Raw genomic sequence first — 16,689 nt, 5'->3', positions numbered from 1 at the left:
AAAGTCCTACATATGAACCTGCCTGCCAACGCTCCATTGTTCACCCCCAGCTGGCACGCCGAGCTGGAGCTGGGCTATGGCCGTTTTGGCGACAGCACGCGCCCTACCCTGCGTCGTCATGTCGGCCCGTTGCGGGTGCAAAAGCACCTGTACGCCGAAGGGCCGCAGGTTTGCCAGCACATCATCGTCCATCCACCGGGCGGGATTGCCGGTGGCGATCAACTCAACATCAGTGCCAGCGTCGGCCCGGATGCCTGGGCACAACTGACCAGCCCCGGTGCGGCCAAATGGTATCGCGCTGCCGGGCCAGCCTGTCAGAACCTGACATTGAAGGTCGCACCCGGCGCGACTCTGGAATGGCTGCCACAAGAAACCATCGTCTTCAGCGCGGCCCAGGCCGAACTCTCGACCCGTATCGAACTTGAGGGCGATGCCCGGTTGTTTTACTGGGACATGGTGGCGCTGGGTCGACTGGCCAGTGGCGAGCGTTTCGAGCACGGGCACTTCCAGTCGCGGCTGGATCTGCGCCGCGACGGCCAACTGCTCTGGCATGAGCGCCAGCGCATTGTGGGCGGCGACGGGCTGCTGGATTCGCCCATTGGCCTGGACGGCAACCCGGTGTTTGCCACGTTGCTGGTGACGGGCGAGATCAGCGCCCAATTACTGGAAACCTGTCGCTCGCTGCCCAATCCGGTGCGCGGCGACTTGACCCAGTTACCGGGTTTGCTGGTAGCCCGCTGCCTGGCGGGTGAAGCCTTGCAGGCACGGGCCTGGCTGATTGATTTATGGCGTCTGTTGCGTCCGGCGCTGCTGGGGCGAGAAGCGCTGGCCCCCAGGATCTGGAGTACTTGAGCCGCCCGCTCCCACACTCAACATTTTTAAACTGCCGAACACGGACCCGATCATGGACCTGACCCCTCGCGAAAAAGACAAGATGCTGATCTTCACCGCCGGCCTGCTGGCGGAACGTCGACTGGCCCGCGGTGTGATGCTCAATTACCCGGAAACCATCGCCTATATCTCGGCCGCCCTGCTCGAAGGCGCCCGCGATGGCCGCACCGTGGCCGAACTGATGCACTACGGCACCACCCTGCTGACCCGCGATCAGGTGATGGAAGGCATCCCGGAAATGATCCCCGACATCCAGGTCGAGGCCACCTTCCCGGACGGCACAAAACTGGTCACTGTCCATCAACCCATCGCCTGAGGCCGCGCCATGTCTTACGTCATTCGTGATGCTGTCGCGGCGGACCTGCCGGCGATTCGCGAGATCTACAACGATGCGGTGCTCAACACGCTCGCCATCTGGAATGAGCAGACGGTCGATCTGGACAACCGCCAGCAATGGTTCAACGCCCGCCAGGCCCAGGGCTATCCGGTTCTGGTGATTGTCGACGACGCCAACATCGCCCTGGGCTATGCCTCGTTTGGCGACTGGCGTCCGTTTGAAGGGTTCCGCCACACGGTGGAGCATTCGGTGTATGTCCATCCCGAGCAACGGGGCAAACGCCTGGGCCCGCAATTGCTGGCCGAATTGATCAAACGTGCCCGGGCCTGCGACAAGCACGTCATGGTGGCGGCCATCGAAAGCGCCAATGCGGCTTCGATCCACGTGCACAAACAACTGGGTTTTGTCACCAGCGGGCGCATGCCGCAGGTGGGGATAAAGTTCGGCCGCTGGCTCGACCTGACGTTTATGCAACTGATGCTCAACCCCGGCGCACTGCCCCCCAAGGAACCCGCACAATGAAGACCGAACAACTGGTGCGCGTCACGGCGCAGAATTTTGCCCACTACCGCGAAGACTTGATTGTGCTGCTGCTCGACGCCGTCAAACACGGCGCATCGGTGGGGTTCATGAACGACCTCGACCTGCCCCAGGCCAGCCGCTACTTCAATGAAGTTCACGCCCAACTGGAGCAAGGCAATCTGCTGTTGTGGGTACTGGTTGAAGACCAGCGCGTGCTGGCCAGCGTGCAACTGATCCTGTGCCAAAAGGCCAACGGCCTGAACCGCGCCGAAGTCCAAAAGTTGCTGGTGCTCAACGAAGTGCGGCGCCGCGGGCTGGGCCAGGTGCTGATCCACGCGCTGGAACAAGGTGCACGGGAACTCAAGCGTGGCTTGCTGCACCTGGACACCGAAGCGGGCTCACCGGCCGAAAACTTCTACAGTGCCCTGGGTTACACCCGCGTCGGCGAACTGCCCAACTACTGCCAAAGCCCCAGCGGCCATTACAGCCCGACGGCCATCTACTTCAAAACCTTGAGTGAGCCGCAATGATTCCGGGCCAATACCACATCGAGGCGGGCGAGATCGAACTGAACGTGGGCCGGCGCACCCTGAGCCTGAGCGTGTCAAACCGTGGAGACCGGCCGATCCAGGTGGGCTCGCACTATCACTTTTTCGAAACCAACGACGCCCTGATCTTTGACCGGGGTGACAGCCGCGGCATGCGCCTGAACATCCCGGCGGGCACGGCGGTGCGATTCGAGCCGGGGCAAACCCGTGAAGTGGAACTGGTGGAACTGGCCGGGTTGCGCCGGGTGTTCGGCTTTGCCGGGCGGGTGATGGGCAATCTGGACAACGCCACGCTGTAGTCGCTGCCGCAGGCTGCGAAGGGTTGCACCGCAACCCGTTTCCCGACTTCCTTACAAATCTGCTCGCAGCCTTCGGCAGCGACTACAAAGTGAATCACACACAGGAACCGACCATGAAAATATCCCGTCAGGCCTACGCCGACATGTTCGGCCCCACCGTAGGTGACAAGGTTCGTTTGGCCGATACCGAGCTGTGGGTCGAGGTCGAGCAGGACTTCACCACCTACGGAGAAGAAGTGAAGTTTGGCGGCGGCAAAGTGATTCGCGACGGTATGGGCCAAAGTCAGCTGCTCGCCAGCGAGGTGGTCGACACCCTGATCACCAACGCACTGATCATCGATCACTGGGGCATCGTCAAGGCCGATGTGGGCCTCAAGAACGGTCGCATCCACGCCATCGGCAAAGCCGGCAACCCGGATATCCAGCCCAATGTGACCATTGCCATCGGCGCCAGCACCGAAGTGATCGCGGGCGAAGGCATGATCCTCACCGCAGGCGGTATCGACACCCATATCCACTTCATCTGCCCGCAGCAGATCGAAGAAGCGCTCAACAGCGGCGTCACCACCATGATCGGCGGCGGCACCGGCCCGGCCACCGGCACCAATGCCACCACCTGCACCCCAGGCCCCTGGCATATGGCGCGCATGCTCCAGGCCGCCGATTCGTTCCCGATGAACATGGGCTTTACCGGCAAGGGCAACGCCAGCCTGCCGCAACCGCTGATCGAACAGGTCGAGGCCGGGGCCATCGGCCTCAAGCTGCACGAAGACTGGGGCACCACCCCCGCGTCCATCGACAACTGCCTGAATGTCGCCGACCTGTATGACGTGCAAGTGGCGATTCACAGCGACACCCTGAACGAGTCGGGCTTTGTCGAAACCACCCTCGCCGCCTTCAAGGGCCGCACCATCCACACCTATCACACCGAAGGGGCCGGTGGCGGCCATGCGCCGGACATCATCAAGGCCTGCGGCCTGGTCAATGTGCTGCCCAGCTCCACCAACCCGACCCGGCCCTTTACCCGCAACACCATCGACGAACACCTCGACATGTTGATGGTGTGCCATCACCTCGACCCGAGCATCGCCGAGGACGTGGCTTTCGCCGAAAGCCGTATTCGCCGCGAAACCATTGCCGCCGAGGACATCCTCCATGACTTGGGCGCGTTCTCGATGATCAGCTCCGACAGCCAGGCGATGGGCCGGGTGGGCGAAGTGATCACCCGCACCTGGCAGACCGCCGACAAAATGAAGAAGCAGCGCGGCCCATTGCCCGAAGATGCCGTGGGCAACGATAACTTCCGCGCCAAACGCTACATCGCCAAGTACACCATCAACCCGGCCATCACCCACGGCGTGAGCCATGAAGTGGGGTCGATCGAGGTGGGCAAGTGGGCCGATCTGGTGCTGTGGCGCCCGGCGTTTTTTGGGGTCAAGCCCACGCTGATCCTCAAGGGTGGCGCCATTGCCGCAAGCCTGATGGGTGATCCCAACGCCTCCATCCCCACCCCGCAACCCGTGCATTACCGCCCGATGTTCGCCAGCTACGGTGGCTCGCGCCATGCCACCTGCCTGACCTTTATCAGCCAGGCCGCTTTCGACGCAGGCGTACCCGCAGCGCTGGGTTTGCAAAAGCAAATCGCGGTGGTCAAGGGCTGCCGTGATGTGCAAAAAACCGACCTGATTCACAACGGTTATTTGCCCAGGATCGAAGTCGACCCCCAGACCTATCAGGTCAAGGCCGACGGTGTGTTGCTGTGGTGTGAACCGGCTGATGTGTTGCCGATGGCACAGCGCTACTTTCTGTTCTGATGCCCTGCGTTTGCAGGGGATTGGCGGTTGTATTGAAAAGCTGCTTTTGGCGTTAAGATGCGTCACCTTTCAATACAGCCGCTCTTGCAGCAAGGTTTGTGGCCATGCGCCTATCTGAATTCATCGTTCACAATGTTGATCGTATCGTCGATGAATGGGAGCAATTTGCCGAAACCATCACACCGGCTGCCGACTCCATGACCAGCCTGGCGTTGCGCGACCATGCCAAGGAGATCCTGCTGGCCGCATCCCGGGACATGAACACTGCGCAAACGGCCAGCGAGCAGCAGGCCAAGGCCGAGGGCGAAGGCCCCGAGACCAGTCCCGCCCTGGATGAAGCCGCCGCCAGCCACGGCGAACTGCGCCATACCGTGGGGTTTGATCTGGTACAGATGACCTCGGAGTTCCGCCATTTGCGCGCCTGCGTGATCCGCCTGTGGGTCGCCAGCATCGACGCCCCGGCCCTCTCGCACATGCAGGACATGATCCGTTTCAACGAGGCCATCGATCAGGCCCTGGCCGAGTCAACGGCGGCCTACGCCGAACAGGTAAACCGCTCGCGGGATATCTTCCTCGCCATCCTCGGCCATGACCTGCGCGCACCGCTGCAGGCGGTGAGCATGTCCACTGAAATGCTGGAACGCAAAGCCCGGCTCGACGCCGATGCGTTGAATTATGTGCTGGCCATCAAGAATGGTGCCCGCCATATGGGGACGATGGTCAATGACCTGCTGGAGTTTGTGCGCAGCCGCCTGGGCAGCAACCTGCCGATTGAACCCAAGGCCATGGATTTGGCCGTCGCCTGCCAGGCAGCGCTGGACGAAGCCTGTGCCGGGCAACCCGACCGCGCCCCGAGGCTGCAGGTTGAAGGCGATGTGCAAGGCCATTGGGATCCGCGCAGGCTGGGGCAGCTGCTTCAGAACCTGATCGGCAATGCGCTGCAGCACGGTGCCCGCAAAGGCCAGGTGACGTTGAGCCTGAGCGGGGACGCGAGCGACGTGACCTTGCGCGTCCACAACCTTGGCCTGCCCATTGCCCAGGACGCCATTGCCACCCTGTTCGACCCGCTGGTACGCAGCCCGAGCGAAGACATCACCCAGCCGGGCACGTCGACCAGCCTGGGGCTTGGCCTGTTTATCATCAAGGAAGTGGTGGACGCCCATAAGGGCAGCATCGACGTGACCTCGACCGAAGCCGAGGGCACGACGTTTACCGTGGTGTTGCCTAGAAACACCTGAGCCATCTGTGGGAGCGGGCTTGCTCGCGATGGCATCACCGCGATGTGCCGTCAGACCGCGTCGTCTGCATCGCAGGTAAGCCAGCGCCCACAAAGCCTGTGGGCATGCTTCTATTGCGTCACAAAGCGCCCCAACTGCTGCTTGAGCCGCTGGTTTTCGGCCCGCAACTGCTGCACTTCTTCGAGCAGGTCCAGCGCCAGGGCGACGCCTTCCCACTCTATGTGCAGATCATCACGCAGCTTGGCCGCACGCCTGGCGATGACCAATTCGTAGTCTTCAAAACGCCACACGTCAGGCGTGCGGCCCTGAGGTTCGATAATTCCGTGTTCGACAATCTCTATCACGTAAGTGGCCGGGATATTGGCCTCTTCGCAGAACCTTTCCATGTCCAGCTGAACGATCAGGGTGCTGCTCATGATCAGTTACTCCATTGTTCTCTCGGGTCAAATGCAGCTTTGTCGGCGAGTTCTTGCCACAGTGCTTTGGTGGCCTCGTCGGTCTGTTTGGGCATGACCACTTTCAATTGGGCATACAAATCACCGCGCTGGCCTTTCTTGTCCGCCAGGCCGTGGCCCTTGATGCGCAAGCGCTGACCGCTCTGGCTGTCAGGGCGAATGGTCATCATCACCTTGCTGGTCAGGGTCGGTATCGCCACCTTGGTGCCCAGCGCAGCTTCCCACGGGGCCAATGGCACCGTGATGACCAGGTCGTGGCCTTCGACATCGAATTTAGGGTGCGGCGCAAAACGGATGATCAGGTACAGATCACCGTTTGCTCCGCCGCCCATGCCCGGCGCGCCCTGCCCTTTAAGGCGGATGCGTTCGCCGTCGGTCACACCGGCAGGAATTTTCACGCTCAGGGTCTTGCTGGTATCGCCGATCTGGAAGCTGATCTGCTTCGACTCACCAGACAGGGTTTCTTCAAGAAAAATCGGCAATTCCATTTCTACATCCTGCCCGCGACGGCCCGCACTGCGGCCCGATTGCCCACCAAATCCATTGCCGCGCGAACCGAAGATCGAGCTGAAAAAGTCTGAAAAATCGCCGTTATTCTCGAAACCACCACTGGAATGACCCTGCCAGCCCGGCGGCCCCTGGAAGGGCTGGCCATGCTGGCCGTACTGACGAATCTCATCGTATTCCGCGCGTTTTTCGGCACTTTTCAGTGCTTCATACGCTTCGTTGACGTCCTTGAACTTGCTCTCGGCGTCCTTTTCCTTGCTGACATCCGGGTGATATTTGCGCGCCAGCTTGCGATAGGCGGTCTTGATCGCCTTGTCGTCAGCCGTGGGCTCGACACCCAGGATCTTGTAATAGTCTTTGAAGTCCATGTAAGGATCACCATCCGTTATCAATATCGCGCCGTTCCAGGTCACCCAAAATGCTCTGGCTGACCGGCCTGTCGATTGACCGGTCTCAATCATGTGACGGAACGCCGCTGCAAAAGTTTATCGGCAGCCTACGGGCTTCACTCAATCGCCTGACAACTACCAAGCCAATGTCTGGAAGTTTGGGGGTGAAGGATAGTCTTTCAAGTGGATTAAAACCTACGAATTAGCGAATCGTCGCCCTTCGATTCTTCAGCGGTCTGACATACACTGCGCGGCCGTTTTTTAACCGGAACATGAAAGACATGAAAAGCGCCTCTCCAGCACGTGCCTGCGGTATCGACTTCGGCACGTCCAACTCCACCGTCGGCTGGCTTCGCCCAGGCGTGGAAACCCTCATCGCGCTGGAGGACGACAAGATCACCCTGCCCTCAGTGGTGTTCTTCAATATTGAAGAACGCCGCCCGGTGTATGGCCGTCTGGCGCTGCATGAGTACCTGGAAGGCTACGAAGGCCGCCTGATGCGCTCGCTCAAGAGCCTGCTGGGCTCCAAGCTGATCAAGCACGACACCAGCGTTCTGGGCACGGCGATGCCGTTCAAGGACTTGCTGGGGCTGTTTATCGCTCAGCTTAAAAAACGCGCCGAAGCGACCGCCGGTCGAGAATTTGAAGAAGTGGTGCTGGGACGCCCGGTTTTTTTCGTCGATGACGATCCCCTGGCCGACCAGGAAGCCGAAAACACCCTGACCGACGTGGCCCGTGCCATCGGGTTCAAAGAAGTGTCCTTCCAGTACGAACCGATCGCGGCGGCATTCGACTATGAGTCCACTATCGAACGCGAAGAGCTGGTACTGATCGTCGACATCGGTGGCGGTACCTCCGACTTCTCGCTGGTGCGTCTGTCGCCCGAGCGTCGTGGCATGGACAACCGCCAGGACGATATCCTCGCCACCGGCGGTGTGCACGTGGGCGGGACCGACTTCGACAAACAACTGAGCCTGCAAGGCGTGATGCCGCTGTTCGGCTACGGCAGCCGCATGAAAAGCGGGGCCTACATGCCCACCAGCCACCACATGAACCTGGCGACCTGGCACACCATCAACTCGGTGTACTCGCAAAAATCCCAGTTGGCCCTGGGCAGCATGCGCTACGACATTGAAGACACCGGTGGCATCGACCGTCTGTTCAAGCTGATCGAGCAGCGTGCCGGTCACTGGCTGGCGATGGAAATCGAAGAAACCAAGATCCAGTTGACCCACAACGACAGCCGTCACTTGCCGCTGGATCGGGTTGAAGCGGGGCTGAGCGTGGACTTGAGCCGCGGGATGTTCGAAGCCGCCATCGACAATCAGCTGGAGCGCATCCGCAACAGCGTGACCAACCTGCTCACCAGTGCAGGCGTGGGTGTCGAGCAGGTGGATACAGTGTTCTTCACCGGGGGTTCGAGCGGCATTCCGGCATTGCGCCAGAGCGTAGCGGCCATGCTGCCCAATGCCCGACACGTTGAAGGCAACATCTTCGGCAGCATCGGCAGCGGTTTGGCGATTGAAGCTAAAAAGCGTTACGGCTAATACCCTCACCCCAACCCTCTCCCACCGGGAGAGGGTCAGGGTGAGCTGTTAAACCAGCCCCACCTGCTTCAACTCACTCTTCAGGTACGCATAGTAAATCGGCCCGGCTACCACACCGGGCAGGCCGAAGGCGGCCTCGAATACCAGCATCGCCAGCAGCAATTCCCACGATTTGGCGCTGATCTGCCCGCCCACAATTCTGGCGTTGAGAAAGTACTCCAGCTTGTGGATAACGATCAGGTAGCCCAACGCACCCACCGCCACCCAGATCGACAGCGACAAGCCGACTATGGTGATCAGCGTGTTGGAGATCAGGTTGCCTATCACCGGCAGCAAGCCCAGCAGGAAGGTCAGCACGATCAGGGTTTTGGTCAGCGGCAAGTGAACGCCAAGCAGCGGCAGGATCACAGCCAGAAAGACTCCGGTAAACGCGGTGTTGAGCAGCGCAATCTTGATCTGCGCGAACACGATATTGCGAAACGCCTGTACCAGCAGGTGCAGACGCTCGAACAGCGCGGCAGACAGCGGCTTGCGACGGCTGATATCGGGAATGGTCTGCAAGGCCATGATGGCCCCCAGCACCATGCCGATCAGCAGGGTCACGAACATGTGTGCCGCGTCTTTGCCCACCAGTTGCAGATCGCTGAGGTGCTTGTTCATCCACTGCCCGATGGCAATCCGAAACTCGGCAGCGCTGGCAGGCAGGTAACTGTCCAGAAACGGCGGCAATTGACCCCGAGCCCGGTCAACCACGGCCATGAATTTGTTGAGTGAGGCCCCAGGGTTTTCGGCTTCATGCAGCAAAAAGCTGATGGCTCCGGCAAAAATCAGCGCCAGCACACTGACAATCAGCGTGCCCAGCAACGCCACTGCCAGCCACCGCGCACGACGCCCGGCAATCAGGCGCTGCAGTTGGGGGGTGAGCATGTTGACCAGTTCGAACACCAACAACCCTGCCAGCAGGCTGGGCAACAAACGCAACGGAAAGACCAGTAGCAAGCCGCCAGCAATGATGATGTAGCTGGCCAACACGATGTGACGCTGAGAAAACGATGGCATACAGCCTCAAAACTGACAGCGTGAAAGGAAAGGCAGTCTGCCAGCCTTCGGCGGGGAGCACTAGAATTTACACACCCCTTGTAGCCGCTGAGGAGCGGAGCGAGGCTGCGATCGGCGACGTAGTCGTCGTAAATGCAGCCACTCTGCTTTTCAGACTTGCCGAGTTTTACGGGTTTACGAGGACTACGTCCTCGATCGCAGCCTCGCTCCGCTCCTCAGCGGCTACACAGGCAGGCTTTATTTTTTCTTCAGGCAATCACTCATGAAGGCTTTGCGCGCATCGCCCTTGAGGTCCTGGGTACCGGCGGTGGCGTTGCAGGTTTTCATTTTGTCTTGCTGCGTGGCCGGTTTGGCTTTGAGGCAGGTGCTCATAAAGGCTTTGCGCTCATCACCCTTGAGGGCTTTGGCACTGGCGTCAGCGTTACAGGTGGTCATTTTGTTCTGCTGGGCAGTGGCCGCAAAACCCTGGGAGCACAGCAGCAGACCGATCAGCAGCAGAGGAACACGCAACATCTTCATGGAGTTTTCTCCTTGTTGACGCGCCAAGTGGCAGCGCAATTCACTGAAGTGTAGACAAACTCTGTTACATCGTTATCCGTTGCACCCTCTGGCGCTCAAACATCGCGACTTGCTGGCTGACAGTGGATAATCGCCGCTTATTAATCGTGTGGTTGTCCTGATGCAATACGCTTACCCGCTACTGGCCATTTTTATCTGGGCCGGCAATACCGTGATTAACAAGTTGGCAGTGGGCGCAATCTTCCCCTCCGAAATCGGCTTTTACCGCTGGCTGCTGGCCGGCCTTCTGTTCACGCCCTTTATGCTCAAACCGGTCATGGCCAACTGGCCTGTCATCCGTGCGAACCTGGGCAAGATCTTCGTCCTCGGCGTGCTTGGCATGGCGATTTACCAAAGCCTGGCCTACTACGCGGCAGCCCGGACCTCAGCCACCAATATGGGCATTATCCTGTCGCTGATGCCATTGATGGTGCTTGCGATGTCGATCATCAGCCTGGGCCAGCGCCTGACGGCCGGAGCATTGGTGGGCGCCATTGTGTCGTTTGTCGGGGTACTGGTGGTGGTGTCGAGCGGCAGTCTTGCGGCCTTGCTCGATCATGGCCTGAACCTGGGCGACGCGATGATGCTGGTCGCCACCCTGGCCTACGCGATTTACAGCACGCTGCTGAAAAAATGGCAGCTGCGCCTGCCGCCACTGCAGATGCTGTACATGCAGGTGCTCGTGGCGATTGTGGTGCTGTTCCCGCTGTACCTGGCCTCCACCAAGGTCGGCCCGACCGTTCACAACATGGGACTGGTGCTCTACGCCTGTGTGCTGGCGTCGATGATCGCGCCCTTGGCCTGGATGAAAGCCGTCGCCACCCTGGGCCCGAGTCGCACCACGCTGTTTTTCAATCTGTTGCCGTTGATTACGGCACTGATTGCTGCCGTGGTGTTGAAAGAGCAATTGCATGCCTACCACCTGATTGGCGGCGCACTGACCCTGGGCGGTGTGATTCTGTCGGAACGGTGGACTACGCCACTTCGCAAAGCCTGATCGCTCTGTCTCAACCTGTCGCCGCTGCCGCAGGCTGCTATGGGCAGCGCAGCGGCCCTCTTTGGCATTCAAGGCAAAGGCCTTGCGGTGGCAGCGGCCACATCCGTTCTGCAGGGCTTATTTCACCGTTTTCGGCACTTTGCCCTGCTGCATTTGCTGCAGCAGTGGCGCGCACTGGTTGGGCTCGCCGCCACTTGGCGCAACCAATGCCAGCAACCCTGCCGCCGGGCCTGCAATCACGCCCAGCGCCACCATGCCGGCACCGCGCAACAGCAACGGTACGGCTTGCACACCCGCCGAAGGGTTGGCGAAGGTGCCGCGCACATACAGCGGTGAACGCAGCGAAAACAAGCGCAGGCCCTTGGACTCAGGGGTGATTTTCAAGTCGAGCTGCTCGGTGGCGAAGTTGACCGTACCGTCGATGTAGATAATCGCGTTCTCGGTATCGAACACAAACAGCCGGGAGCTGGCCAGACCGCTCTTGATCCCGAAGTCCGCTGCCGCGCAGTTGATTTTGACGTCTTCGTCGCCAAAAATCTTGCCCACCACGTAGTTGCCCACGTTCAAGCCAGCTATCTCCATCAGGCTGCGACTGATGGCGCCATCATTGATGATCATTTTCAAATCACCATTGGCAGTACCCAACAACTTGGCCACCGAGTTGCCGGTCCCGGCAATCGTGGCATCGCCATTGAGTTCACCGAAGCTGGTCTTCATCGGTTCAAACGTGGGAAACAGCTGCTTGAGCTTGAAGTTGCGCGCCGTCAATTTGGCGCTGCCTTTCAACGGCGTCGCACGACCATTGAGGCGGATCTGCGCATCCAGCTTGCCGCCCGCCACGCCAAAGCGCAGCGGCTCAAGGCTCAGCTCGCCGTCATTGAGTACCAGATGGGTGAACAGGTCGGTAAACGGCAACTCGGCGCTCTGCACGATGCGCTTGCCGGTGAGTTCAACGTCGGCGTCCATGTCGCGCCAGCGCTCGGTGCGAAATTCTTCGACCGGCAGCACTTTACCCGCTGGCTGCTTGCTTTCACCGCCCCGGGCCTTTTGCTGGGTGTTGGAGTCGGCGCCGATCAAAGGAGCCAGGTCAGCCATCAGCAGTTGGTTGGACACCAGCTTGCCAGACAGCTTCGGCCGCGGCTGGCTGGCCACGTATTTCAGGTCGCCGTGAATATCACTGCTACCGATTTTGCCGTTGAAGTTTTCATAGCTGAAGGTGGCTCCACCGGGGTCACGCAATTGGGCGATCAAATGCCCGTCGGTCGAGTACGGCGGTGAATCCGGCAAGGTCACGCCGGTCAACGGATAGAGGTTGCTCAGGCTGGTACCGGCCAGCTTCAGGCGCAGGTTCAGCGCTCCCAGATTCAGCGGATCGGTCAAGGTCCCGGCCAGCGCTACCTGTGTATCGGCAATGCTGACCTGGGCTTGCAGCGGGAAAGGCCTGGTCGCGTCCTGCAAGGCCAGCAGGCCGCCAATCTTGCCCGTACCGTTGAGTTTCTGGTCGTGGTACTGGCCTTTGACCTTGAGGGCGAAGGCATAGTCTTGCGCCTGGCCACCTTTCTCCAGGGCCTTTTTCGCGTCCGCTTCGCCGACGATTTCCCTGAAGGGGACAGGTTTGCCCAGTGGATCGATCAGCACATCCAGTCGGGCTTTGAGGGTTTGGTCATTTAACGTCACGTGGCCCTTGTCGAAGCCGATGGCGCCTATATCAACGGTCCACGCTGACGGCTCGGCGTTCGGGTCCTTGGGGTCGAACGTGAAGTTCCAGTTCGCCCGGCCATCGGCCAGACGCTCAAGGTTGGCGCTGGGCTCGGTCAGGTTGATGCGCGGGATATCCACCGTTTGGGTCAGCAGTGCCAGCGGCGACAGGCGCAGCTCGACTTTCTTGAGGCTGGCCATTTGCGCCGTTTTCGACCATTCAGGATTGCCAAGGGTCAGGTCTTGGGCAATCACATGGGGCCAGGGCACCCAGGCGCGCCACCCGCCCTCGTCCTCTTCACGCTGCCAGCGCACGGCCAGATCACCGTTGATGGCAAACGGGCGATGAAGGATTTCGGACACTTTGGTGTTGAGGGTCGGCTTGATGCGGTTCCAGTCGAAGGTAGCGAGAATCACCACCAGCACGGCCACCAACAGCACGAGAATACCGCCTGTCCAGGCAAGGGTTTTACGGGTGCGCGTCATGTCGCGGCTCCTTGAATTCGACTCAACGTCCCAGTTACGACGCCTCTAAATGTACGACTGGCAAAGACGTCTGAAGGTTTAACCCCGGTACGACTTTCGTGTAAAAAACCTCGGAAGCCTCAGGCTAGAGCCCCCGAATCTGAACAATCAATTCTGTCGATTATCACCATTGCCCGTATGAACTTTGATATCCGGTAGCCAAGCGTAGCATTGCCACAACACCTACTTAGTTGCACTGCTACGGAGCACACACCATGAAACGCCCATTACTGCTTGGCCTTACCCTTTCACTTTTCGCCGTCAACGCTTTTGCCCTGCCAGCCGACGACGAGCCAACCCCAATGGTACAACCTGCATCGAGCACGTTGAGCCAACCCCTCAACCCGGTGGCTGAAGATGGCGCGCAACGTACCCTGGATCAGCAAAATCGCGTCGCTGAAGATGGCTACGATCGCACCCCAAGCAATCAGTTTGTCGCCGAAGGTGGCGCTGATCGTCTGGCCGAGCGCAATCAACGTGCAAGCTGAGTCATCTGTTTGTGTGGGAGCGGGCCTGCTCGCAACAGCATCCCCGTCGATAGCCCGATAGAACACGCCGCCTGCATCGAGAGCGAGCCCGCCCCCACACTTTGTGCAGCACACCGTTCGACGCCATCAAAGCCGATTTGCTAGAGTGCGCCGCTGTACTTGTCTGGAATACCAGCCCCGATGCTGCCCCGCGCCGAACAGAAGCAACAAACCCGCCTTGCGCTGATGGATGCTGCCCGCCACTTGATGGAATCGGGCCGCGGCTTTGGCAGCCTGAGCCTGCGCGAAGTCGCAAAAACGGCGGGCATCGTGCCTACCGGTTTTTATCGTCACTTCAGCGACATGGACCAGTTGGGCCTGGCACTGGTCAGTGAAGTCGGCCAGACCTTTCGCGAAACTATTCGCCTGGTGCGCCACAACGAACTGTTCATGGGCGGCGTGATCAACGCGTCGGTGCGCATCTTTCTCGACGTGGTAGAGGCCAATCGCTCGCAGTTTCTGTTTTTGGCCCGCGAGCAGTACGGCGGTTCCCAACCGGTTCGCCAGGCCATTGGCGCACTGCGTGAAGACATCACGTCGGACCTGGCAGCAGATCTTGGCTCCAAGCCCAAGTTGCAGCACCTGGACCATGCCGGCCTGACCGTGATCGCCGATCTGGTGGTCAAAAGCGTGTTTGCCGCCCTGCCCGACGTGATCGATCCGCCTGCTGACACCCTGCCCGATCACCTGCAACCCCAGGCCAAAATCAGCCAGCAGCTGCGATTTATCTTTATCGGGCTCAAGCACTGGAAAGGTTTGGGCAGCACGGAGTAATCGTTGGCGCACTGTGTTGGTGCGCCTTCGCACCCCCTGCGCACCCGTTTGGAACACCCTCATCGTCCTGCACCCTTTTTGGGCCTGTATTTGCACCCGTCACCCGGGTTGGCAAGCCCCTTGCTCTGGCTTGGGTAATGTCAATTGCAGGATGCCTTCCGATGTTGGTGATTCATCGCAGAATCCAGCCCCACCCCGTGTGGAGCGCCGAGCTACACCTCAACTTCGAAGCCCGGAGCAAAAGCCGCCTGCGCTGTTTCAGCAGCAGTGGCGAAGACGTGGGACTGTTCCTTGACCGCGGCCAGGCGCCCTTGAATGACGGCGAATTTCTCCAGGCCCAGGACGGACGAATCGTACGCGTGTGCGCCAGCCCGGAAAAACTGCTGCATGTCACCTGCCGCGATGCCTTTGAACTGACCCGTGCGGCTTATCACCTGGGCAACCGCCATGTTGCCCTGCAAGTGGGTGATGGCTGGTTGCGCCTGCTCGATGACTATGTGCTCAAGGCCATGCTGGAGCAATTGGGTGCACACACCGAGGCCATTGAAGCGCCATTTCAACCGGAACACGGCGCCTATGGCGGCGGCCATCATCACTCCCGTGCGGGTGAAGAGGACTTCAACTACGCGCCGCGCCTGCATCAATTTGGCGTTCGCCTGTGAATCCGGCCTGGGCGCTGTTGCGCTTGGCCAGCCCGCAACTGCCCATCGGTGGCTACAGCTATTCCCAAGGGCTGGAAATGGCCGTCGAGAATGGCCGTGTCACTGATCCTGTGACGGCCGCGCGCTGGATCAGCGATCAATTGCTGCTCAATCTGGCCCGCTTCGAAGCGCCGTTGCTGCTCGCCCATTGCCAGGCGGCGGCCGACCAGGACTGGAACACCTTGCAGCGGCTGTGCGATGAACAGCGCGCCAGCCGTGAAACCCGCGAACTGCATCAGGAAAGCCGGCAAATGGGCTATTCCTTGCAACAGTTGCTCACCGGTTTGCCGGAACTGGACGAGCCCGCACGGTTGTTTCTCGCACAACAGCGTGAGCCACATCTGGCGCTTGGCTGGGCATTGGCTGCACGCGCCTGGGGCATCAGTCCTGCAGACGCGCTGGCCGCCTGGCTCTGGAGCTGGCTGGAAAACCAACTGGCGGTACTGATGAAAACCCTGCCACTGGGCCAGCAAGCGGCCCAACGCATGACCAGTGAGTTGTCGCCCGCCCTGCAACAGGCACAGCAACACGCCAGCACCCTCGACTCATCCCACTTGGGCAGCGCCGCTTTCGGCCTGTCGTTGGCGAGCATGGCCCACGAGCGCCAGTACAGCCGCCTGTTTCGTTCCTAGGAGAATGTAATGAACACACAGCCTTTGCGTGTTGGCATCGGTGGCCCGGTGGGCTCCGGCAAAACCGCACTCACCCTGGCCCTGTGCCTGGCGTTGCGCGATAAGTACAACCTGGCCGTCGTCACCAACGATATCTATACCCGTGAAGATGCCGACTTTCTGGTGCGCAATGAGGCGCTGGCCCCGGAGCGCATTATCGGGGTTGAAACCGGTGGTTGCCCGCACACGGCGATTCGTGAAGATGCGTCGATCAACCTGGAAGCCGTGGATCAGTTGAACCGCCGTTTTCCGGGGCTGGACCTGATTCTGGTGGAATCGGGTGGGGATAACTTGTCGGCCACCTTCAGCCCGGAACTGTCCGACCTGACGATCTACGTGATCGACGTGTCCGCCGGGGACAAATTGCCACGCAAGGGGGGACCGGGGATCTGTAAATCCGACTTACTGGTGATCAACAAGATCGACCTGGCGCCACTGGTGGGCGCCTCGCTGGAACTGATGGACAGCGACACGCGGCGCATGCGCGGCGAAAAGCCGTTTGTGTTCAGCAACCAAAAGACCGGGCTTGGCCTGGATGCCATCGTGGCGTTTATCGAGCGTCAGGGTTTATTGGTTTGACCCGTGGGAGCGGGGGGGGGGGGGCGGGGCCGGCGCCCCCCCCCCCCCCCCCC

19 protein-coding genes are annotated in these 16,689 nt (G+C 60.2%); 14 read left to right on the top strand and 5 right to left on the bottom strand.

Features of this window, described 5'->3' with window-relative positions; all coding sequences use genetic code 11:
• The first annotated feature begins 12 nt into the window (after positions 1–12).
• From KO536_RS20395 to KO536_RS20365, 7 genes are all read left to right on the top strand, one after another.
• The gene (locus tag KO536_RS20395) at positions 13–852 is read left to right on the top strand and encodes an urease accessory protein UreD (RefSeq protein ID WP_133078743.1); all 840 of its coding nucleotides are present in this window, start codon (positions 13–15) and stop codon (positions 850–852) included.
• Between the two features lie 52 nt (positions 853–904).
• A complete protein-coding gene (ureA, locus tag KO536_RS20390; RefSeq protein WP_133078742.1) occupies positions 905–1,207 on the top strand; it encodes an urease subunit gamma in 303 nt (100 codons plus the stop codon).
• A 9-nt stretch (positions 1,208–1,216) separates the two neighbouring features.
• Positions 1,217–1,750: a GNAT family N-acetyltransferase gene (locus KO536_RS20385; RefSeq protein ID WP_219262785.1), complete on the top strand. Its 534-nt coding sequence runs from the start codon at positions 1,217–1,219 to the stop codon at positions 1,748–1,750.
• Complete coding sequence (locus KO536_RS20380; RefSeq protein WP_133078740.1) at positions 1,747–2,280, top strand: GNAT family N-acetyltransferase; 534 nt, start codon at positions 1,747–1,749, stop codon at positions 2,278–2,280. Before KO536_RS20385 ends, KO536_RS20380 begins: the two co-directional genes overlap by 4 nt.
• Positions 2,277–2,597 carry an urease subunit beta gene (locus KO536_RS20375; RefSeq protein ID WP_133078739.1) on the top strand — a complete coding sequence of 107 codons (321 nt, stop codon included), beginning with the start codon at positions 2,277–2,279 and terminating at the stop codon, positions 2,595–2,597. The genes KO536_RS20380 and KO536_RS20375 overlap by 4 nt, the downstream gene beginning before the upstream one ends.
• Before the next feature lie 113 nt (positions 2,598–2,710).
• On the top strand, positions 2,711–4,411 hold the full coding sequence (gene ureC, locus KO536_RS20370) for an urease subunit alpha (protein WP_133078738.1): 1,701 nt from the start codon (positions 2,711–2,713) through the stop codon (positions 4,409–4,411).
• Between the two features lie 104 nt (positions 4,412–4,515).
• Entirely contained in the window at positions 4,516–5,649 is a 1,134-nt protein-coding gene (locus KO536_RS20365; protein WP_219262784.1) for a sensor histidine kinase KdpD, read from the top strand.
• Positions 5,650–5,759: 110 nt separating this feature from the next.
• Here KO536_RS20365 and KO536_RS20360 read toward each other — a convergent pair whose 3' ends face one another.
• On the bottom strand, positions 5,760–6,065 hold the full coding sequence (locus KO536_RS20360; RefSeq protein ID WP_133078736.1) for a chaperone modulator CbpM: 306 nt from the start codon (positions 6,063–6,065) through the stop codon (positions 5,760–5,762).
• A 2-nt stretch (positions 6,066–6,067) separates the two neighbouring features.
• Complete coding sequence (gene cbpA / locus KO536_RS20355; RefSeq protein WP_133078735.1) at positions 6,068–6,979, bottom strand: curved DNA-binding protein; 912 nt, start codon at positions 6,977–6,979, stop codon at positions 6,068–6,070.
• 302 nt (positions 6,980–7,281) lie between these two features.
• Between cbpA and KO536_RS20350 the strand changes: the two genes are divergently transcribed.
• On the top strand, positions 7,282–8,547 hold the full coding sequence (locus KO536_RS20350; RefSeq protein ID WP_133078734.1) for an Hsp70 family protein: 1,266 nt from the start codon (positions 7,282–7,284) through the stop codon (positions 8,545–8,547).
• A 48-nt stretch (positions 8,548–8,595) separates the two neighbouring features.
• Here the strand turns inward: KO536_RS20350 and KO536_RS20345 are convergent, their stop codons facing one another.
• The gene (locus KO536_RS20345) at positions 8,596–9,606 is read right to left on the bottom strand and encodes an AI-2E family transporter (protein WP_133078733.1); all 1,011 of its coding nucleotides are present in this window, start codon (positions 9,604–9,606) and stop codon (positions 8,596–8,598) included.
• 237 nt (positions 9,607–9,843) lie between these two features.
• A complete protein-coding gene (locus KO536_RS20340) occupies positions 9,844–10,125 on the bottom strand; it encodes a PsiF family protein (protein ID WP_133078732.1) in 282 nt (93 codons plus the stop codon).
• Positions 10,126–10,285: 160 nt separating this feature from the next.
• Between KO536_RS20340 and KO536_RS20335 the strand changes: the two genes are divergently transcribed.
• Positions 10,286–11,161 carry a DMT family transporter gene (locus KO536_RS20335; protein ID WP_219262783.1) on the top strand — a complete coding sequence of 292 codons (876 nt, stop codon included), beginning with the start codon at positions 10,286–10,288 and terminating at the stop codon, positions 11,159–11,161.
• 117 nt (positions 11,162–11,278) lie between these two features.
• On the opposite strand, the gene KO536_RS20330 is transcribed toward KO536_RS20335, so the two are convergent.
• Entirely contained in the window at positions 11,279–13,345 is a 2,067-nt protein-coding gene (locus KO536_RS20330; protein ID WP_219262782.1) for an AsmA family protein, read from the bottom strand.
• A gap of 254 nt (positions 13,346–13,599) precedes the next feature.
• On the opposite strand from KO536_RS20330, the gene KO536_RS20325 reads away from it, so the two are divergent.
• From KO536_RS20325 to ureG, 5 genes are all read left to right on the top strand, one after another.
• The gene (locus KO536_RS20325) at positions 13,600–13,872 is read left to right on the top strand and encodes a hypothetical protein (protein WP_133078729.1); all 273 of its coding nucleotides are present in this window, start codon (positions 13,600–13,602) and stop codon (positions 13,870–13,872) included.
• Between the two features lie 180 nt (positions 13,873–14,052).
• On the top strand, positions 14,053–14,685 hold the full coding sequence (locus KO536_RS20320; RefSeq protein ID WP_046809184.1) for a TetR family transcriptional regulator: 633 nt from the start codon (positions 14,053–14,055) through the stop codon (positions 14,683–14,685).
• Between the two features lie 161 nt (positions 14,686–14,846).
• A complete protein-coding gene (gene ureE / locus KO536_RS20315; RefSeq protein WP_133078728.1) occupies positions 14,847–15,347 on the top strand; it encodes an urease accessory protein UreE in 501 nt (166 codons plus the stop codon).
• Positions 15,344–16,018 carry an urease accessory protein UreF gene (locus KO536_RS20310; RefSeq protein WP_219262781.1) on the top strand — a complete coding sequence of 225 codons (675 nt, stop codon included), beginning with the start codon at positions 15,344–15,346 and terminating at the stop codon, positions 16,016–16,018. The genes ureE and KO536_RS20310 overlap by 4 nt, the downstream gene beginning before the upstream one ends.
• 9 nt (positions 16,019–16,027) lie before the next feature.
• Positions 16,028–16,636: an urease accessory protein UreG gene (gene ureG, locus KO536_RS20305; protein ID WP_133078726.1), complete on the top strand. Its 609-nt coding sequence runs from the start codon at positions 16,028–16,030 to the stop codon at positions 16,634–16,636.
• Positions 16,637–16,689 lie beyond the last annotated feature (53 nt).

The organism is Pseudomonas sp. NKUCC02_KPG (assembly GCF_019345465.1).
Classification (GTDB): domain Bacteria; phylum Pseudomonadota; class Gammaproteobacteria; order Pseudomonadales; family Pseudomonadaceae; genus Aquipseudomonas.
This window is presented reverse-complemented; position numbering and strand designations above follow the sequence as displayed.